Here is a 20,159-nt window from a genome sequence, read left to right on the forward strand (position 1 = left end):
GGGTAGTCCTTCTCTGTCGTGGTTCGTCTGACGGGATGCCCGCCCCGGCCGCCGTGACGGCCGGGGCGGGCGGCGGGTCACCGCCGGGGTACTGGAGCGGTGTGCGGTTCCGGCAGGGAACCGCCGGACGAGGTGGACACTGTGGCGCCGTTCGCCACCCGGCCGGCGGCGTCGTGCTCCAGCCGGGCCTGCGAGCCGCCGTCCTCGGCGGGGACGGCCCGGCCCGCAGCGTCGTACGCGATGCGCGTCACCGACTCGCCGGTGCGCCGTTCCACCACCCGGCCGAGCAGGTCGTACGTGTAGTGCGTGACCTCGCCGGCCGCGTCGGTGTGCTCGACGAGCTGCCCGGCGGCGTCGTAGACGTACCGCTGGGTGCGGCCGTCGAAGTCGGTCTCGGACACCATCCGCCCGTTCGGGTCGTACGTGTAGCTCCACGTCGCACCCGCCGGGTCGGTGACACGCACCAGCCGCAGCTCGGTGTCGTACGCGTACTCGGTGCGGTTGCCCTCGTCGTCGATCTCGGCAGTGACCAGGTCGAACGCGCCGTACTCGCGGATCGTCCGGCGGCCTGCGGCGTCGACCCACTCGACCAGGTTGCCCTCGCCGTCGTAGAGGAACTCCTCGACCGAACCGTCCGGGTTCTCCCGCCAGGCCAGGTCACCCTCCAGCGTCCAGCCGAACTCGGTGAGACCGGTGTCGTCCTGGATGCTGAACAGGCGGCCGAGCGCGTCGTAGGTGTACTCCGTCTCGCCCTGCCCGGTGCTCACCGCGGTGATCTGCCGGGCCGTGTCGTGCACGACGGCCGTCGGTCCGACGTGGGTGGTCGTGCCCCGGCCGTCGGCGGCCGGCTGCTCGTACCGGACCACCTCACCGGAGGCGTCCACCTCGGCGATCAGCAGGCCGTCCGGGCCGAACTGGCGGTTGCGGGTGCTGCCGTCGAAGTCGGTCCAGGACACCGCGCGACCGAGTTCGTCGTACGTGGTGACGGACCGGCTGCCGTCCGGCCGGGTGACCGCGACCAGCCGCCCGTACGCGTCGTACTCGCTCGCGGTGGTGCGGCCCAGCGGGTCGGTCGTGGACCGCAGGCGGTACGCCTCGTCCCAGACGTTACGCGTGGTCGCGCCGAGCGCGTCGGTCTCCGCGACCACCTGGAAGCGGTCGTTGAGCTCGTATACGCGCACCGCGCCGAGCGAGTCGGTCACCACCGTACGGCCCGGCTGGTAGTCGAACCGGTAGCGCAGGTAGCCGCCCTTGCCGTCGGTGGCGACGCACCGGCCGGCCTCGTCGTAGGTGTACGTGTACCACTCGCCGTTGCGGTCCTCCCAGCGCACCAGCCGCCCGTCGGCGTACGTGAAGCGCTCGGGGTCGCCCGAGGAGTTCGTCACCTCGATCAGGTTGAGGTCGCCGTCGTAGCCGAACTGCGATGCCGCCATCAGGTCACCCGCCGCGTTGGGCAGCGAGACCATCGTGACCAGTCCGGCGGACGAGGTGAACGCGATGGTGGCCCCGGTGGACGACAGCAGCTGCGTCGGCGTACCCCGGCGGTCGCGGTGGATCGTCCAGCGGACGCCGCCGTCGGTGACGTCGGTGAGCAGCGACTCGGTGCGCGACGCCGCGGCGAACAGCAGGCTGCGGCCGGACGTCGGATCGGTCAGCAGCCACCCGCCGCCCACCAGCCGGCGCAGCGGCAGCGTCCGGCCGGTCTCCGGCTGCGCAACCTCACCCTCCGCCGGTAGCGGGTAGGTGAGCAGCGAGCCGTCGGCGGCCAGGTACCGGACCTGCTCGCCGTCGACGATGATCCGCTGGTCGAGCGTGGAGGCCCAGGCCCGGCCGAACGACCGGCCCCACCGGTAGTCGGAGCGGTAGGTCCGCTCCAGCGTGAGCCCCGGCATCACGGCGTCGGTGTGGGTGAGGATCATCCGGCCGGTGGTGACGTCGATCGGGTCACCCACGGTCGGCGTCTCCGCGGTGGTCTTCGCCACCGCTTCGGGCGCCACCCCGGCGAACGTCTCGGTGGTCGGCGAGAAGTCCGTCATGTCCACGTCGGAGTCGCTGTCGCGGACCGAGGCCATGTCGACGTCGCTGTCGGCGTCGCGGACCGAGGCCACGTCCACGTCGCTGTCGGCGTCGCGGACGGAGGCCATGTCGACGTCGCTGTCGGCGTCGCGGACCGAGGCCATGTCCACGTCGCTGGACGGGCCGGGCACCGGGTCGCTGGTCCGGATCAGGACGACAGAGCCGTCCGGTCCGATCTGCGGCAGCGTCGCCAGACCGGGCACCTGCGAGTCCTCGAACGTCACCCGGCCCCGCGAGTCCTTCGACACGTTCACCACGTGGCCGACGGTGCCGGGACCGCCCGTGCGGAAGCCGACGATGCCGTTGGTGCCGTTCGGCATGGCGCCGAGCGCGTCCACCAGCCCCTGGAGGGTGCCGACCTCCTCGGTGGTGCGCCCCGGGTACTGCTTCTGGAGGTCGCTCAGCTCCCTCGGCTGCGTCTGCGACGGGATCTGGGTGATCAGCCCGGACTGCTTGTAGCTGTCGACCGCCATCGTGAGCGTGATGCAGTCGTTCTGGTTGCCGGCGTCGCGGGACTGGTGGATCTGCCGCAGGTGCCGCCGGTCCGCGTCGTTGAGCGTCTCGAGGTCGGCGGCGGTGTTGGCCGTGCCGCCGTGCGAGTTCGCCGCCATGATCTGCAACGTCGACCCGTTGCTCAACGGGACGTCCCGGGACAGCGCGTCCCGGAAGGTGTCGAGGATCCGGTTCTGTGCCTGCGGGTCGCCCTGCGCCGCTGCCAGCTGCTCGGCCAGCGGCGTCGTGGTGTCCGCCTGCGTCGCGGCAGAGGCGGTGCCGATGCTGACCGGGCCGGTCTGCTGCCCCTGGAAGCCGTACTCCTGGCGACGGCCCCGCCGGTGGCTGCTGCCGCTGGGGCGGCTCCGGTCCCGCGGGCTGCGCGACCGGTCGCTGCGGTCACGGCTGCCGCTCGGCTCGCCGTCGACGGCGAACGCGTGCGTCGTGGTCCGCTGCGGCCTGCGTGTACCGGTGATCAGCTGATCGGGCCGGGGCCGCTGCGACGGCGGAACGTAGTCCTCCTCGCTGGCGTAGCCACGACGGGCGGGGCCGTACCAGTGACCGACGTTCTCCCAGTAGTGCTGTGCGCGTTCGCTCCTCGCCAGTGAGTGGATCTCCTGGAGCGCGTTCGCCGCCTCGTGGCGCTCCTGGGCGTAGCCGCGGGCCTGCTCCGCGAATGTGACCACGGTGGCGAACTCCCGGCCGGCGGCGCTGGTGATGGAGTCCAGCGCCGTGAACCCACGGAGGTAGTTCGCGATCTGGCCGGCGGTCCGGCGACCGCCGTCTGCCTCCGCGCCGATCCGGTCGCCGAGGCCGGTCCCCTCCGCGTTGTTGTACGGGCGGTTGCCGACCATCGGCTCGTTGAAGTGACCGTCCCGGTTGCTCCGCGGCCCGGTACGCGGGCGGTGCCCGGTGCTCGCGTACAGGTCGGAACGGATGCTCTGGTAGCTCTGGTACGCCGTCGAGGACGTGTCGGCCAGCGTCGTCTGCGAGGCGAAACCGACAGTGTCGAACCAGGCCTGGGCCTGCGCGGTGACCTGCCCGACCGGTGTGCTCAGCGGCGGCGGCGACGGGGTGTCGCGCTCCACGTACTCGTAGGTGACGGTGCCGTCCGGGTTGCGCCTGGCCTCCCGCACCCAGGTCGGCATGCCGTAGAGCGCGCTCGGCGGTGGCGGCGCCGCGTTCGTGGGCAGGCTGCTGGGCGTCTGGTCGGAGGGCGCGGCGAGCGCCGGCTCCACAGCGGCCAGCGGGTGCGGCGTCGTCGGAGCGGGCGTGCAACTGGTCAGGCCCAGCGGGTCGGCCACGGTCAGCGGGTTGCTGACGTACGCGGTCGGGTTCGGGCCGCCGGACAGGCCCAGCGGATCGGGGCTGACGTACCGGCCGGTGGCCGGGTCGTAGTAGCGGAACCGGTTGTAGTGCAGGCCGGTCTCGGCGTCGACGTACTGGCCGGGGAAGGCCAGCGGCGTCGCGGTCCGGTCCGCGCCGCGTCCCCACAGGTCGCCCCGCGACCACCAGCGCAGCCCGCCGCCCGGCTCGACCAGGTGGGTCGGGGTGCCGATGGTGTCGGTGATCACCGCGCGGAGCGTGCCGTCGTCGGTCTGCGCGACCGGCACCGCCGCGTCCGGCCGGTAGTCCCACGTGGTCGTGGTGGTGGCGCCGGCGGCGTCGCGGTGCGTCTGCTCCAGCATCAGGTCACCGGACCAGGCGAACGACACCTCCTCCAGCACCCGGTCGCCGTCGCCGAGACGCTGCTTGGCGATACGCCGGCCGAAGCCGTCGTAGCGGTAACGCCAGCGGTCACCGCCGGGCGTGACGGCCAGGACCAGCCGGTCCTCGGCGTCCCACTCGAAGCGCCACGCGCCCGCGTCGTCGACCCGGCCGGTGAGGCGGCCCTTCGCGTCGTAGGAGAACGTCGCGTCGTCGGAGCGCACGAGCATGGTGCCGGTGAACTCCCAGCGCCCGCCACCGGCGCCGACCAGGTTGCCGGCCTCGTCGTAGTCGTACCGCTGCGGGACGTCCCCGTCGACGGCCCGGATGCGGCCGGTGTCGTCGGCGGTGAAGGACTGGTCACCGGCGAGCGAGTCGGCGATCGCGGTGACCCGGTCGGCGGCGTCGTAGGTGTAGCGGCGCTCGGCGGCGTCGGCGATGTGCTGCCCGGTGAGCCGCCCGGCCGCATCGAAGGTCTGCCGCAGCGCGACCAGGCCGCCGACGGTCCGGCCGATCTCCCGGCCGGCGTCGTCGTGGGTGAAGCCGAGCAGGTGCTCCCCGGCGGTCAGGCTCTCCGGGCGGCCGGCGGCGTCGAACGTCCACCGGCTCGACCGGCCCGACGGCGTGGTGCGCGCCTCGACCGTGCCGGAGGCGGTGTACGAGGTGCGCACCGTCCGGCCGTTGATCGTCTCGGACAGCACCCGGCCCTCGGCGTCGCGGGTGAACCGCACCTGCGCGTCCGGGCTGAGCACTGCCGCCACGTGGCCGTCGGCGTCGTACTCGACGCGGGTGACGGCGTCGCCGACCCGGCGTTCCACGACCCGGCCCCGCGCGTCCCAGCGGTAGCGGGTGACGGTGCCGGCGGCGTCGGTGTGCGCGACCAGCCGGCCCGCCTCGTCGTGCTCGTAGCGCTGGGTACGGCCGTCGAAGTCGGTCTGCCCGCACAGCCGGCCTGCCGCGTCGTACTCGTAGCGCCACGTCCGGCCCGCCGGATTCGTCACCCCGATGAGCCGTAGTTCCGTGTCGTACGTGAACTCGGTGCGGTTCCCCGCCTGATCCACCCGTGCCGTGGGTAGATCGAAGGGGCCGTACTCGAAGCTCACCGCCCTTCCTGATGCGTCGATGACGTCCACCAGATTCCCTTCACCGTCGTAGAACCACCGTTGCGTGGAGCCGTCCGGGCGGACCCGCCACGCGAGATCCCCCTCGGCGGTCCAGCCGTACGTCGTGACCGCACCGTCCGGGGCCCGGGTCGCCCGGACCCGTCCGAGCGCGTCGAACTCGATGTCGTCCGCGTGCGCGGGCGGGCGCGGCGGGACCGGGTGGGTCGAGCCGTCCGGAAGCGTGAGCGTGCGCGCCTCGTGGTCGAAGCGGGTGACGCGACCGAGCGGGTCGGTGCGCGACAGCAGCCGGTGCGCCGCGTCCCACTCCTGCCGGACCGTCGCGCCCAGCGGGTCGACGATCGTGGTGACCAGGTGGCGCTCGTCGAACTCGTACCGGGTCACCCGGCCCAGCGAGTTCGTCACGTGCGTGACGCCGTCGTCGTAGCGCAGGGAGTAGCGCAGGACGTCACCGCCGCCGCCGGCCCGGACGCAGCGGCCCGCCTCGTCGTAGTCGTAGCCGAACCACTCGCCGTTGCGGTCCTGCCAGCGCACGAGCCGGCCCGCGTCGTCGTAGCGCAGCCGCGTCTCGTGTCCGGAGGAGTTGCGGACCTCGACCAGGCGCCGCCTGTCGTCGTAGCCGAAGGAGGGGAGGTGGACGGTGCCGTCGGCGGCGCGGACGTGTGCGCCGACGACCAGGCCGCCGGCCAAGTGCGGCACTACGACCAGGCCGGACGCGGAGAGCAGCAGGCCGGGCATGCCGTCGGCGGAGCGTTCGATCCGCCACCCGGTGCGGTCGGTGACCACGTCGGTGAGCCAGGAGTCGCCGTGCGCGTCGGCCGGCGCGAACAGCAGCGACCGGCCCGGCTCGGTGAGCAGCCAGCCGCCGCCGGTCAGCCGGCGCAGCGGCCCGCCGGGGCCGGCGACCGGCAGCGTCTCGTCGCCCTCGGCCGGCATCGGGTACGTGTGGATCGAGCCGTCGGCGGCCAGGAACCGCGCGTACGTGTCGTCGGTGACGACGCGCTGGTCCAGCGTGGAGGCCCAGGCCGGGCCGAAGCAGCGGCCCCACCGGTAGTCGGAGCGGTGGGTCCGTTCCAGGGTGAGCCCCGGCAGGCGGGCGTCGACCTCGGTGTAGAGGACCCGGCCGGTGGTGACGTCGACCGGGTCGCCGACCACAGGGGCCTGCGCGGTGGGCGTGGCCACCTCGGCGGCGGGCACGTCCACCGGCGGAGCCGGGGCCGGTGGTGGCGGGGCCACCTCGGCCTCGTGCGCACGGTAGGCGTCCCACCAGGCGTTCTCGGCCTCCGTCACGGACTGCTCGGCCTCGGCGACGGCGTCGGCGTCCGCGTCCGTCCGGGAGGCCAGGCCGTCCAGGCGGGCCGCCGCGGCCGACAGCTTCTTCGCCGCGTCGGCGACGGCGAGCGCGGACGCGCGCAGACCGGGGGAGAGGTCCCGGCCGATGACGTCCCGGGCCGCCGCCTCGTCCAGCCGGACCACGAAACCGCCGGGCACCCGGACCTCCGTGCCGGCCCGGTGCCTGCCTGCGGCGTCGCGGGAACGCGCGACGAAACGGAACTCGACGTCGTACTCGACCGCGGCGGTGAGCTTGTCGTCCGGGTCGGTGCGCCGGGCCGGCTTGCCGGTCGTGCTGACCGAGACCTTGCCCTCGTCCTTCACCTGGGCGCCCGGGTCGGTCCGGTAGAGCTGCTGCTCGACCAGCGTGGCCGCGTTGACGGCGGCGAAGTCCTGCCGCTCGCCCACCCGGCTCGCGCCGCCCGGATGGCCGACGCCGCCGACGACGAGCGGCCCGGCCGTCTTCAGCGCGAACGAACGTCCGGCGGTCTGCTCGTACTCGGTGTCCGCGGCGCGTTTCGCCGAGCCGCCGATCTTCACCGTGGCGTCCGCGCGCAGGAGCTTCGGGCGGGCCACCAGCCGGGCGTCGAGGAACAGGTCGCGGCCCAGCCCGGCCGGCATCGGCAGCGGGAACGCGCCGGTCAGCATCGCCGGCAACGCCTTGATCCGGCTCACGGTCAGTGTGTCGCGCAGCGCCGCATCGACGTCCCTGCCGGGTGCGGCGCCGGAGGCGACGAGCGCCTGCCGGGCCGCATCGTGCAGGCCGGGCAGGTCGACCAGGACGTCCTCGACGGCGAACCGACCCGGCTCGGGCAGCCGGTCGAAGCCGGCCTCCTCGCGCCATCGCCGCCGGCCCTCGTCGGTGGTCTGCCCGGCGGCGACCGGTGTGACCGGGCCGGACACGGCCAGTTTCCTGCCCTCGGTCGCCGAGTACGTGGTGACGTCGTGGACCGCGTGGACCGACACGCCGCCCTCGGGCAGCCCGCGCCCGGTGACGGTGACGGTCAGGCGGACCGCCCCGCGGTACGTGGGCACCGGGCCGGACACGGTCAGCGACTGCTCGTACGTGCGGCCGGTGCGCTCGATCGCCTTGGTGGCCTGGTTGCCGAGGGCGGCGGTGCCGGTGAGACCGGCGGCGACGGTGCCGGAGGCCGGGCCGTGCCCGGTGGTGCGGGTGGCGTCGTCCTGAACCCGGTCGGTCTCGGTGCCCTGCGCACGTCCGGTCAACGTGACCTGCGCCGCCGTCCGCGACGTCGTGCGGGTCTGCGCCTCGCCGACGACCGCGCGGTCGGTGACGGACAGTTCGTCGACAAGGTCGATGCCGGTGAAGCTCGGCTCGCCCACCGGCTCGGCGGTGAGCGTGACGTCGTACGTGGCGCCCCGGAAACGCCGCTCCAGCCGTACCGTCTCGCTCCGGCCGCCGTTGAGCGCGTCGGCCAGGTGCAGGTGGGCGGCGCCGAGGAAACCGGTGCTGCCGAGCCCTCGGATCGGGTCGTCCGGGCCGCGGTCCCGGGTGGACGGCAGGATCGCCTGGGCGAGTTCCTCGCTCGACTCCCGCGCCAGGGCACGCCGCAGGTGCGGGATGCGATCGGTGAGGTCGATGTGGGTGGTGACGCCGCCGATGCCGAGGGACCGTTCCGGTCCGGCCCGGAACTCCGGTTGTGCCGCGTGGGCCGGTGCGCCGGGGCCGGCGGCGTCCTCGTTCTGCCGCTGCTGTGCCTCGCGTACCAGGTCGCGTTCCCGCTGCTGCTGTTCGGCCTGCTCGGCCCGCTCCCGCTCCTGCGCCGTCCGCAGCGCGTCCGTGGCCGCCTCGTGCGCCGCGGCCAGATCCTCGCGTTCGCGCCGGTGGCGTTCCTGGAGATCGGCCAGGTAGTCGTCGGCGAGCTGCCGGCCCGCCGGGCTGACGCGGCGGTCCCGCCGGACCCGGTCCACGTAGGCCTGCACGTCACGCAGGTCGGTGTGCTGCCGCCGCAGCAGGTTCCCGAGTTCCGTGGCCTGTTCGCGCGCCATCCGGGCGAGCTGCTCGCGCTGCTCGGCGCGGAGCGTCTCGGCGTTCTCGGCGTGCCGCAGGTGCAGCCGTACGTCGGCGGTGCCGTGCCGGCGGGCGCGGTCGCGGTCCTGGAGTCGTTTCAGCTCCGCCGGGGTCATCCGCATGACGACAGCGCCGGGCAGGGTGAGCCGCCGGCCGGCCCGCCGGGCCGGTGTGCCGGGCCAGCGGCCCAGCGGACGCAGGTTGCTGTCGTGCCGGGCCTCGGCGACCACCTCGGCCTCGACGTCCACCCGCACCAGCAGCTCGCGTTCGGCCCGGCCGCCGCCGAGGCGCAGCTTGGAGACCCCGGAGGCGCTGCGCTCGCTGATCCGGCCCCACGCCCGCCGCCACGGTGTGACGGACAGGATGACAGCGCCCCCGGGCCGGCCGGTGCTGCCGCCGTGGTCGGCGACCGGCCCGCTGACCGACGCGACGCCGGTGCCGGAGACGCTCAGCTCGACCGCGCGCGCGTGAGTGGTCTTGCGGGCGGTGCCGCTGGCGAAGGTCCGCTTGACGCGGGCGAACTCGGCGCCGTCGAGCACCGCCGGGTTGGTCGGGCGCAGCCGTACCCGCACGTCGGCGCGGGCGTCGGCGGCCCGGCGGCCGTGCCACAGGTTGCTCAGCGCCAGCGGGCGGCTGAACAGCTCGGCGTCACCGGTGAGGCGCTCGGGCGACAGCTCGTCGGCGACCACAGTGGAGATCCGGCCGTCCTCGGCGGCGTAGATGTCGTCCCGGGCGGCCTCGCGCAGCGTCTCGACCACTGCGTCCTGCAACCGGTCGGCGCAGACGAACGACTCCACCCGGCGTCCGTCGAGGTCGTGCGGCCCGCCGGTCATCCGGTTCAGCGGCGGCGGGTACGCCATGGTCTCCACGTCGCGGGGGACCGGGCTGGGCTCCGCGCCGGGGCGTTGCCGGGAGACCCGCGACTCCGGGACGAGCATGCGCACGTCGAGGCGGTGCGTGCGGGGGCGCTGCTCTGATGCGGCTACGACGGTGGGCACGTCCCGGCCGTACGCCCCGAACGACAGCTGCCGGCCCGCCTGGTTGACCCGCACCGTGGACGTGGTGGTGACGGTGAGGTCGAGGGTGGCGGCGAACTCGCGCAGCCGTACCCCGGTGGGCTTGCCCTCGTCGTCGAGCGCCGGCCCGTGGTCGCTCTCGGTGGACTGCCCGCCGGTGACGGCGCTCTCGTCGGTGGTGCCCCAGGTGACCGCGGCGCGCGGTCCGCCGAGCAGCGTCGAGGCGGCCTGACCGAGCGGGCCCAGGATGCGTGGCTCCAGGCTCAGCTCGGCCGACCGGCTGTCGTCGCGGGCGCTGGTGACTGTGGACCTGGCGGTCCGCTTGGCGGCGGTGCCGATCTTGTCGTGGTCGAGCAGGTCGCCGTCGGACACCTCGCCGAGGCTGCCCTTGATCGTCACCACCGTGACGTGGTCGTGGAACGTGCCGGTACGGATCAGCGGGATCTTCAACCCCGGGCCGACGATCCGGTCCGCCAGGTGGCGCAACTGGTCGGGGGAGAGCTGCGTGCGCAGGTCGGTGGCCCGGGTCAGTGCCGCCTGAAGCTCGGGGGTCAGCCCGTCGGCGAGCTGCTGGTCGCCGAAGTGCCGCAGCATCTCGTCGCGGGTGGCCAGGCGGAAACGGTCGTGACCGGGCACCGACCGCACCGCCTCGGCGACCGTCTCGTACAGGCTCCGGTCGCCGACCCGGGTCAGGTACGCGCCGCCGAACGACTCACCCCGCTCGATGCGCGCCGGTGCGAAGTGGGTCCGGTCGGTGCCGCGCCGTCCGCGCCACTCCCGGCCGTCCGGGTCGAGGGCGGTGCCGGGCAGCCGGTCGCCGGTGGTCCACTGGAGCGCGTCGACGGAACCGGACAACATCCGCGGCGCGCGGCCCAGGACGCGCACCTGGACGCCGTACTCGACCCGGTACCGGACGCCGGGCGCGGTGCCCGTCACCGTCTGCTTGCCGCCGGTCCGCTCGGCGATCGTCCGGGTGGCGCCACGCTCCCGGCCGCCGCCGACCCGCGGCCCGACGACCAGGCTCAGCGGCGCGGCGTCCACTCCGGCGCCGGCGAGGCCCCACAGCCCCCACTGCCGCTTGGTGGCGGCGGCGCTCGTGCTCTCGGCGGCGAGCGCGGACGTGTCGACGTGCGTGAGCCCGTCGACCCGCTCCACCTCCTCGACGTGCCGGGCGACCAGGCGGACCTCGACCTGCCGGGCGCGGCCCGGGAAGAAACGCCGCCAGCCGCTGCGCGCGGCGCGCGGCAGCGAACCCGACCGGACCCAGCCGTCGTGGACGTTCGCCGGGTCGGTGACCACCATCGCCGGCAGGCTGCCGGAGAACGTCGCGTCGCTGAGCAGCTTCTGCATCACCGGGCGGCCGGGCGCGCCGATCCGCACGAGGTCGGCCATGCCGTCCTCGGCAAGGATCGCCTCCACCTGGTCGAAGAACGTGGCGCCCGGATCGGCCGGCCGGCTGCGTACGCTCTCCACCCCGAACCGGGCCGGCACGGGCGCGCCGAGCGCACGGTCCGCGGCGGCCGGCGCTGTCGCGTCTGCCGTCCGCAACCCCGTGTGTACGGCGAGAGCGACGCTGCCCGACGTCTCGACCGGGAACCCCGTGTGTACGGCGAGAGCGACGGTGCCCGACGTCTCGACCGGGTTGACGGCGGGACGGCCGGGCCGCACGAGCCTTGCGACGAACCGGATCGGCACCGTCACCTCGGTCAATCCGGTGACCTTGACCGTGGTGGTGGACGTGTAGGTGTCCTTGTGGGCGGCGGAGTGCTCGGTGGTGGGCGCCGTCGGCACCGACCCGCCGACGCCGACGACGACACCGGGTATCGCGGTGACTGTCACCTTCGGCTCGACCCGCCGGTCCCGGTTGTGGCGCAGCGTGTGGGTGAGGTTCTCCCGGTTCTTGGCGGAGACCTTGCGCGGGTCGTCGTGGGCCCGGTCCACTGTGAGCGCGTCCCAGTCGAGGACGGCGGTGACCCGCAGCTCGGCCGGATGCCCGTCGATCGTGACCGGGTACGGGCGGCCCTCGCCGAGGAACTGGTCCACGTCGTCGCGGCTGTCCGCCTCCACGGCGGCGACCACGTCGTCGGACAGGCCGGGGTCGAGGGTCCGCAGCGCCGCGCCGAGCGCCGCGTTCTCGGTGGCGCGCAACTGTTCGGCGAGGCCGAGGGTGCGGCTCTCCCGCAGGTAGGAGGGCAGGCCCCGGCGTACCGCGTCGGGCGACGGCAGCGGCGCGATGGCCCCGGTGGCCGACGACGTCCCGCCCGCGGTGTCCTCTCCGGTGGTGGTCTCTTCCGCTGTGGTCTCTCGTGCGGTGTCCCGCTCGGCGGTGGTCTCGCCCGGGGTGTCCTCCGCGGCGGTGGTCTCTTCTGCGGTGGTGTCGTCGGCGGCCGACCGGGTGGCCGGGTCGCCGGCCGGCGTGGACGTGGCGAGCCCGTCGTCGCTGTCGTCGCTTCTGTCGTCGTCGAAGCCGCCGTCGAAGCCTCCGTAGCCGTCGTCGTCGCCGAACAGGTCGAAGCCGCCGGAATCGCTGTCACTGTCGCTGTCGGTGTCGCTCGCCGGGGCCGACGGAGGTGGCACATGGCGTGCGTAGGTGACGTGACCGGACGGGTCGATCGTGCGGAGCAGCTCCAGCCGTCCACGCGGCCGGGCGCCGACCACCGGGTAGTCGCGCGGCGTCCCGGCCGGGTCGTCGTACACGACGAGGTGCACCTGGGTGCCGCGGGCGGCGGCGAACTCGACCACGTCGTGCGCGTTGGCGATGCGCTGCCGTTCGGCGTCGTCGACCGGCGTGTCGCGGCGTCGCTCCCCGGGGTCGGGGGCGAGTACGGCCCGGACGAAGTGGCCGTTGTCGTACGGGTTGCGCTGCCGCATCGCCGCGGCCCCGTCGAGACTCGTCGTGTCCCGGCCGGCGTGCAGCGTGCGCATCCGCAGGTCGTCGGCGTCACCGTCGGGCAGCGCGGCGGCGATCGCGTCGTAGAGGGAGCCGGACTGCCGGTCGAGCCCGCCACGGTCGGCGACGGCGGTGGCGGCGGCGAACTCCTGCTGGATGGTCCCGGAGTCGTTCGACGTCGCGACGAGGTGCGCGGCGACGAGGCGCTGGCTGTCCGGCAGGCCCACGGTCCGGGCCGGCCGTGCCGGGTCCAGGTCGGGATCGAACTCGGGTGGGACGTCCGGCGCCGTGGTGGTGTCCGGCGCCGGCAGCGAGACGGCGGTGACGTACCTGTTGTGTGGTTGCGCGCCGAGCTGCCGCAGCTGCTGCGGCGTGAGCGTCTGCTGCCACGTCCACGACGGGCCGGGCACCACGTCGGTGGGCGCGGCGAACGGCTTCGGGGCGGCGAGGTCCGGCCTGCGCAGTTCGGCCCGGTACTCCTTGAAGCCGGTGCCCTCGGTGTAGAACAGCTGCCGGTTGACGTTCGTCGGCACGGCGTGCGACTGCGGCAGGAAGTTGCCGACGGCGAAGTCGGCCGCGAGCCGGGACAGGTCGGTGGGCGTGGCGGCGCCCACGAAGTCCGTCATGAAGGCCAGGTCGCGGTCGGGATGCCTGTTGTTCTGCGAGTCGACCTGGACGTCGACGGTGAGGACGTCCGCCGGCAGACCGGCCGGCGTCGCCGCGCCGTGGGCGACGGCAAGCTCCTCGCCGTACGCCCGGTGCAGGCTCTCGGCCAGCAGGAGGAACTCCGCGCCCGCGTCGCCGAACCGGACCTCGGGCCGGCCCAGGGTGAGCAGGCCGTCGACGAACAGGTTCGGCTCCGGCGAGTACGGCAGCATCGGGTGGACCGTGGCCTGCCGGTCCCGGGACCGCATGTCCTCGTCCACGGCTGTGGTGAAGTCCCGGACGAAGGCGTCCCGCCCGGCCTGCGTGTCGAGCTTGGCGAGGCCGTTGTGCACGGCGGCCAGCTTCTGCTGCTCGGTCGTGCGTTCGCTGCCCGCGGGGAGGCCGGCGATCCTCGCCCGGTGGTCGCGCGCGCGTCGTTCCAGCCGTTCCCGAGTACGCCGGATCAGCTCCTCGGTGTCGCCGACGCGGTATCCGCCGGAGATCATCATGGGCCGGGCCGGTGGCTCGTCCTGCGGTCCGGTCGCGTCCGGGTCGAAGCGGGTCCGGCTGTCGATGCGGTCGAACACGTGGGTGCCGTCGGAGGTCGTCCGGGCGCCCATGTCGAAGTCCTGGATCGACACGTACGGGTAGCGCCTGGCCTCGCCGTCCGGACCGCCCTGCGCGAGGCCCTGGATCGCGGCGACCGTGTCGGGGTCGCGGAGCACCTGGTTGCGGGTGCGGCCGTACGGGAACTTCCCGTTCTTCGTCCCGACCGCGTAGCCGTTGACCGCCACCGGCACGTCGAGGCTCTCGGCGAGCCGGGCGGCCCGGGCGACCGCGTCCCGGAAGGCGAGGTCAGGTACCTCGGCGGTGGTGTTGACGCCGAAGACGAACGCGACTGTGGTGCCCGGGGCGAGTCCCTCGGTGACGGCGCGGACCACCTCGGGGATCTGGTCGACGTCGTCGGCGGGCAGCATCGAGTTGACGACGAACCCGATGGGCGCGCCGTCGTCCTTGAGGTCGGCCGTCTCCTTCCGGTAGTTGCCCGGACCGACGTCGCGGGTGTGCCGGGTCAGCTCGTCGAACCGTGCGTTGCGGCCGCCGGGCACCCGTACCGGCTCGAACCGGACCGGCGCCGTCCGGGGCGGCAACCCGCCACGGTCGGGTGAGAGCACGTCGCGCTGCTGACCGGCGATCCGGTGGACGTTGCGCGCCAGCAACCGCGGATCGTTGCCGGGCTGCCGCGTGGTGGTCGCCATCAGCGAGTTGTCGCCCTGGACGAAGGTGCCGTCCAGGGCGCGGTCCGCCACCGAGTACTCGTCGCGCAGACCGAGGAAGTGCCCGATCTCGTGCGCGAGGTCGAGGTCGGAGGAGTGCGTCGACCAGGTGGTCTGGGTGGTCGGTGACGGAGAGCCGTGCAGCGCCACGACTGCGTGTGCCTCGCTCGGCCGGGTCACGAACTCCACTGTGACGTTGAGCTGATCGGCGCCGATCCGGAAGCCCTGGTTGTAGATCGCGTCGACCGCGTCGCGTACCCGGGTCTCCACGTCCGGCCGGGCATCCGCCGCCGCGTCGTCCCGGGCGTCCAGGAAGACCTTGACCGTGAAGTCCTGCACGTTGCGGTCGCCGAGGTCCAGCACCCGATGGTCGTACGCGATGCGGTTGTCCACCGCGTCGAGGCGCAGGCGGGGCCGGTCGCCCGCCGGAACGGTCAGGCCGGCCTGCTCGTACGAGCGGGCGACCACGTCGGGCACGCAGGTGTCGGGATGGAGCCCACGGTCGATGACGTCGTACGCGCTGGTGTGCGCGATCCGCCGTGGCGCGGTGTCGTGCTGCTCGGCGCGTGCCCGGGCGATCTCGTCGCGGGTCTTGGGCGTGGGGAACCGGTCCGGCAGGACTCCCGGGACGCGCAGGGTGTTGTCGGCCGGGGGAGCGCCGGGCGCGGCGTCGGTGCGCGGGCGGGCGTCCGGGTCCAGCGGCAGGCCGGTGACCGTGGCGAGAGCCTGGTCGACCTGGTCGGAGCCGGTCTGGCCGAGGGCGTCCCGCCATCCGTCGAAGTATGTGCGGACACCGCCGTCGTCGTCCTGGACGAAGTCCCGCACCGTGGCGGGGTCGCCGCCGTTCCGCAGGTACTCCGACGCGTTCACGAGCAGGTCGTGGCCGCCCTGGGCGGAGTCGTTCCGGACCGACGCGGGCTCGTGATCCCACGGCCGGGTGTCACCCACGGATCCGGTCACCGAGAGCGTGGGCCTGCCCGCCGTGAGCGCCTCCTGCCACGTGTTCGCGCCCTCGGTGACCACGAGCGTGGCGCGGTCGCGGAGACCGGCCATCTGCTCCGGTGTGACACGGGGCAGTGCCGCGACGTGGACGTCGGCGTTGCTCGTGGTGAAGCCGCGCTCGCTGTCGCCGAGCACCAGGACGACGGTCTTCCGGCCGGGCCGGGCGGCGGCGGCCAGCCGGTCGACGACCTCCTGGTGCGGGGGAGTGTCAGGCGTGTCGCCGTAGTAGACGAGCACCACGTCGGTGGCGTCGTCGTCGACCACCGTCGCGAGGTCGTCGGCCCCGGGGATCCCGGTGGCGGTGATGACGTCCCGGGCGGCCGGCCGGGTGGAGGGCGGCGGGCGGCGGTAGGACGGCACCCCGGTCGAGGTCTCGTCGAGTTCCGCCTCGACCGTCCCGGTGGTGCTGCGGACCTGCCGGGGGAACTGGTCCCACAGGAACGGCTGGAGCGTGACGACGTCGTGGTCCCTGCCACGGGCGGCGTCGCGCAGCGGACCGACCCACGCCTGCTGGAACCACTCCCGCTTCTGCTCCGCGGTCCACTCCGAGCTGTCGTCGTTCTTCGGTACGTCGACAGCCGGCAGCACCGTCAGCACGTCGCCCTCGGGGAGCAGGCGGGCGGCGAGCTCGTCCATGCGCAGGCTCTGGGTGTTGCCCTGCTCGCGGATCTTCTTCTCGCGGAAACCCTTCTGCCGGTCCACCTGCCACGCCTTGGCCCCTGGCGCGCCGGGCCAGTCCGTCGTCTTCCAGGCTTTCTCATTGGTGCCGGGCGGCCCCTGCGGTCGCATGACGACGTCCATCCCACCGCGGTGGCCGGTCCACTCCCGGTGGAACAGGTCGTACGAGCCCGCCGGTGTCTCGAACTCCTCCTGCCGGCCGAGCTGCTCGGCGTAGAAGGGCGTCTTGTTGCCGGGATAGGTCAGCACGACCGTGCCCCGGTAGCCGGTGGCGGCCAGCCCGTCGAGCATCGCGACCGTCGCGGCCTGGTGTCCCACGCCGGGCGACCCCTGGTCCACGACGTGCACGACGCCGTACTTCTCGTTCAGCCTCTGGCCGACGGGGGTGGGCGAGGGCCTCGGGTCACGGTGCCGCAGCGTGGCGGGTGAGAGGTCCGTCGGGGTCAGGTCGACGGCCTGAGTCGTGGGACCGGCCGACGGCGGTGGCGGCATGCCGGGTGGTGGCGGCATGCCCGGCGGTGGTGGCGGTGGGAGCATGCCCGGCATACCGGGTGGCGGTGGCGGTGGTGGCGGCATGCCCGTCATGCCGGGCGGTGGTGGCGGCGGCGGTGGCGGGGCCGGGGCGCGGGACGGGATCTGCGGATTCGGACGCGGGTCCGGCGTCTGGTCGTGCGCCGTCTGCGGCACCGGCAGGTCGCGCACCGGGCCGGCGGTCAGCGCGGCGTCGTGGATCGTCGCCAGATTCTGCGCGGTGAGATAGTCGACCGGCCCGGTCGAGGTCGCGGCCTGCTCCGACGACGTCGGCAGGGCGCCGACGTCGACGCCCATCACCCCGGGACGGTCGACTGTGGTGAACAGGTGCTCGGGGGCCTGGTGACCCTCCTTGGCCCCGAGGTAGTGCATCACCTCGTGCACCATCACCGAGAGACGGTCCCCGGTGTTCCACAGGTGCTGGTCGGTGCTCACCCCGGTCTCCGAGGTCACCTCGACCGGCGGGTTGCGGCGCGGATCCGCCTGCCAGTCGCGGGTCATACCGTCGCGCCACGGAGGCGTGTTGACGACCAAATCGATGTGCAGCAGCCGGCCGTCGGGCAGCGTGTACCGGCCGTTGACCATCTCGTCGACGGTGCGCTGAACCGTCTCCGCGAAGTCCCGCAACTCCCGGGGGGACATCTGGTCGTTCTTCGAGACCAGATCCAGGTGTACGTCGAACGAACGGTAGTCCCTGCCGTCGGCGGTGAACTCCCGGGTGGTGAAGTCGATAGTCGTGATCTCGCCGCGCAGCAGGTGCGTGCCGGGGACGACGGTGTCCTTCCAGGGCACGTACCGCTCGGTGCGCAGCCGCTTCGGTTCCGCGCTCGCCTTGGCCTGCCGGAACTGCGGGCTCCGCTCGGCCCGGGTGGGCGCGGCAGGGTCCGCGACGGCGAGCGGCGGCGCTTGCACGCTTCGCGACCCGTCCGGCGTCGGTTCGGCGGTGTCCTCCTGTCCTGCCGTCGGTCCGTCCGGCGTCGGTGCGGTGCCGACGGCGCTCGTGTCCGTGGCGTGGTCCGCCACCGTGGCGGCGGTGGCGTCCACCGAGGCGTCCGAGTGGACGTCGCTCGATGCGGCGTCGGTGGTCGGGCCTGGTACCGCGACCGCCTGCTCCCCTGTGGACGGCGTGCCGACACCCGGATCGGTGGCCGGGGAGGCGACCACGGCCGGGCCGTCGACCGAGATGCCGTCGACGGGCGCCATCGGTGGTGGGGGCGCGGCGCCGACGACGTCGCGTGGGGGAGCGGTCGGCTGGCCGCTGGTGGTCGAACTCGACGACGGCGTACCGGTGGCCGGTGCGCTCGTGGTCGACGTGCCGGTGCTCGGCACGTTGGTCGGTGGGCTGGTCGACGGCGTGCTCGCAGACGGGGTGCCGGTGCTCGAAGCGGTGGTGGTCGGCGTGACGGTGGTCGGCGGTGCGGTGGTGCTCGCGGTGCCGGCGCTCGGTGCGGCTGTGCCCGGCGTGGTGGTTGTCGGGGTGCCTGTGCTCGGTGTGGCGGTGGACGGTGCGGGGTCGGCCGGGACGGCCACCGGGCCGGCAGTGGTGGCGGGCGAGGTCACGGGTGCCGGGGTGTCGGCACCGGCTGTTCCGCCGCTCGACGTCGGAGTGTCGAAACCGGGAAGTCCGCCGCCATAGGGCGCGGCGACGTCGGCGCCCGCTGCCGGGGTGCCGGTCGTGGGCGTACCGGTGCCGGTGCTCGCCGGGCTGCCGCCCGGCGTACCCGTGGAGTCGGCGCGCGGTGCCGTGGCCTCGCCGCCTGCGGCCGGGCCCGGCCCCGTGGCGACCCCGCCGACCCCACGCGGGTCGGCGCCGACGCCCGGACCGGCCGTGCCGGGCCCGCTCGGGGTCTGACCTCCGACGCCGTCGGGGCTCGCGCTGCCGTTCGATACGCCCGCTTGCGACCCGTCGCGGACCTGATCACCGGCGGTCTGACCATCCGCGACTGGACCGCCCGCGGTCTGACCTCCCGCGCTTTGGCCGCCCGGAGTCTGACCTCCCGCGGTTTGGCCGCCCGGAGTCTGAGTGTCCGGGGTCTGACCGCCTGCGGTTTGGCCGCCCGCGGTCTGACCGCCCGCGCTTTGGCCCCCGGAGGTCTGACCGCCCGGGGTCTGAGCACCCGCAGTTTGGCCGCCCGCGGTCTGGCCCCCGGGAGGCTGGCTGCCCGGAGCGGTGCTTCCGGCGCTGCCCTGACCGGTGTCCTGGTTGCCCGGACCCTGGTCACCGGAGCCCTGATGCGCCGGCCCCTGACCCCCGGCGTCGCCCGGGCCGGACCCCTGACCGGCACCGCCTCCGGCGACCGGGCCGCCCGAGGGCTGCGGACCCGGGCCGCCGCCCTGACTGCCCGGGACGGCGGAGGAGCCGGCGGGTGGGGGCACGGGCGGTCCGTCCACGGCGGTGGGCGGAGGCGTGGGCGCGGTGGTCGTGAGGTTCTTCGTCTCGATCGTCGGCGGTGGCGCGCCGGCACCGGCGCCCGGGCCGTAGCTCTGGCCCACCACAGTGGCGTAGTGGTGGGCCATTCCGCCGATCATCGACGACGTCATGGTGGCCCACGGGTTGAAGCCGCCGCCACCGACCATCATGGTGAACAGGCCCTCGAACAGCGTCTCGGCGAGCGCCGACAGGCCCTCCCGCGACAGGACACTGTTGTTGATCTTCGGGAAGAACTTGCCGCCGATCATCTGCACACCGCTGACGCCCGCGCCGATGAACGCGCCACCGGCGAACGCCATCGCCAGGTCCTTGTAGTCCAGGGACTTGCGGTTGCCCTCGATGATCTGCGTGACCTGGGCGGCGGCGCTCTGCCAGAGTTCCTCCAGGCCCTCCTGGAACGCCTCCCAGGCCAGCCGCATCAGCATGTTGCGCAGGCGCTGGCGGAACAGGCTGATCAGCGCCCCGACGATCTCCTGACCGATCTTGATCAGGGCGGGCACCGCTGCCGCGCCGAAGCCCGAGGCCAGCGCGATGGCGATCTCCACGACCTGGGTGAAGGCCGCGATGACGATGTTGTACTGGGTGTTCTCCGAGTCCAGCGCGAAGTTGTAGGCGGAGCCGCCCAGTGCCAGCGCGATGTTGCCGCCGGCCGGCACGTTCTTGGTGATACCGACCTGGTACTGCTGGAACGCGTCCATCGCCGGGCCGGACAGGCTCCCGGCCAGCCCGTAGCCGAGGTTGGCGGTCGCGCCCATCCCGTTGAGGATGGTGCTGCTGAGCGCGTACAGCTCGTCGCCCATGGCCCGCAGGGCGGCGGGGTCGGCCTTCGGGTACTCCTCGCCGACGGCGACGAGGATCAGGTCGTACGCCCACTGCCACTGCGGGTCGTTGGGGATGTGGAAGTCGGGCATGTCCTACCGGGCGCGGGT

The 20,159-nt window shown here is 73.9% G+C and carries 1 protein-coding gene; it reads right to left on the minus strand.

The annotated features are described in order from the left end of the window. Positions 1–77: 77 nt before the first annotated feature. Positions 78–20,141 (minus strand): DUF6531 domain-containing protein, encoded by a 20,064-nt coding sequence (locus tag FB455_RS15785; protein ID WP_145753843.1) that lies wholly within the window; start codon positions 20,139–20,141, stop codon positions 78–80. Positions 20,142–20,159 lie beyond the last annotated feature (18 nt).

The sequence above is a fragment of the Micromonospora sp. CNZ296 genome, from assembly GCF_007827635.1.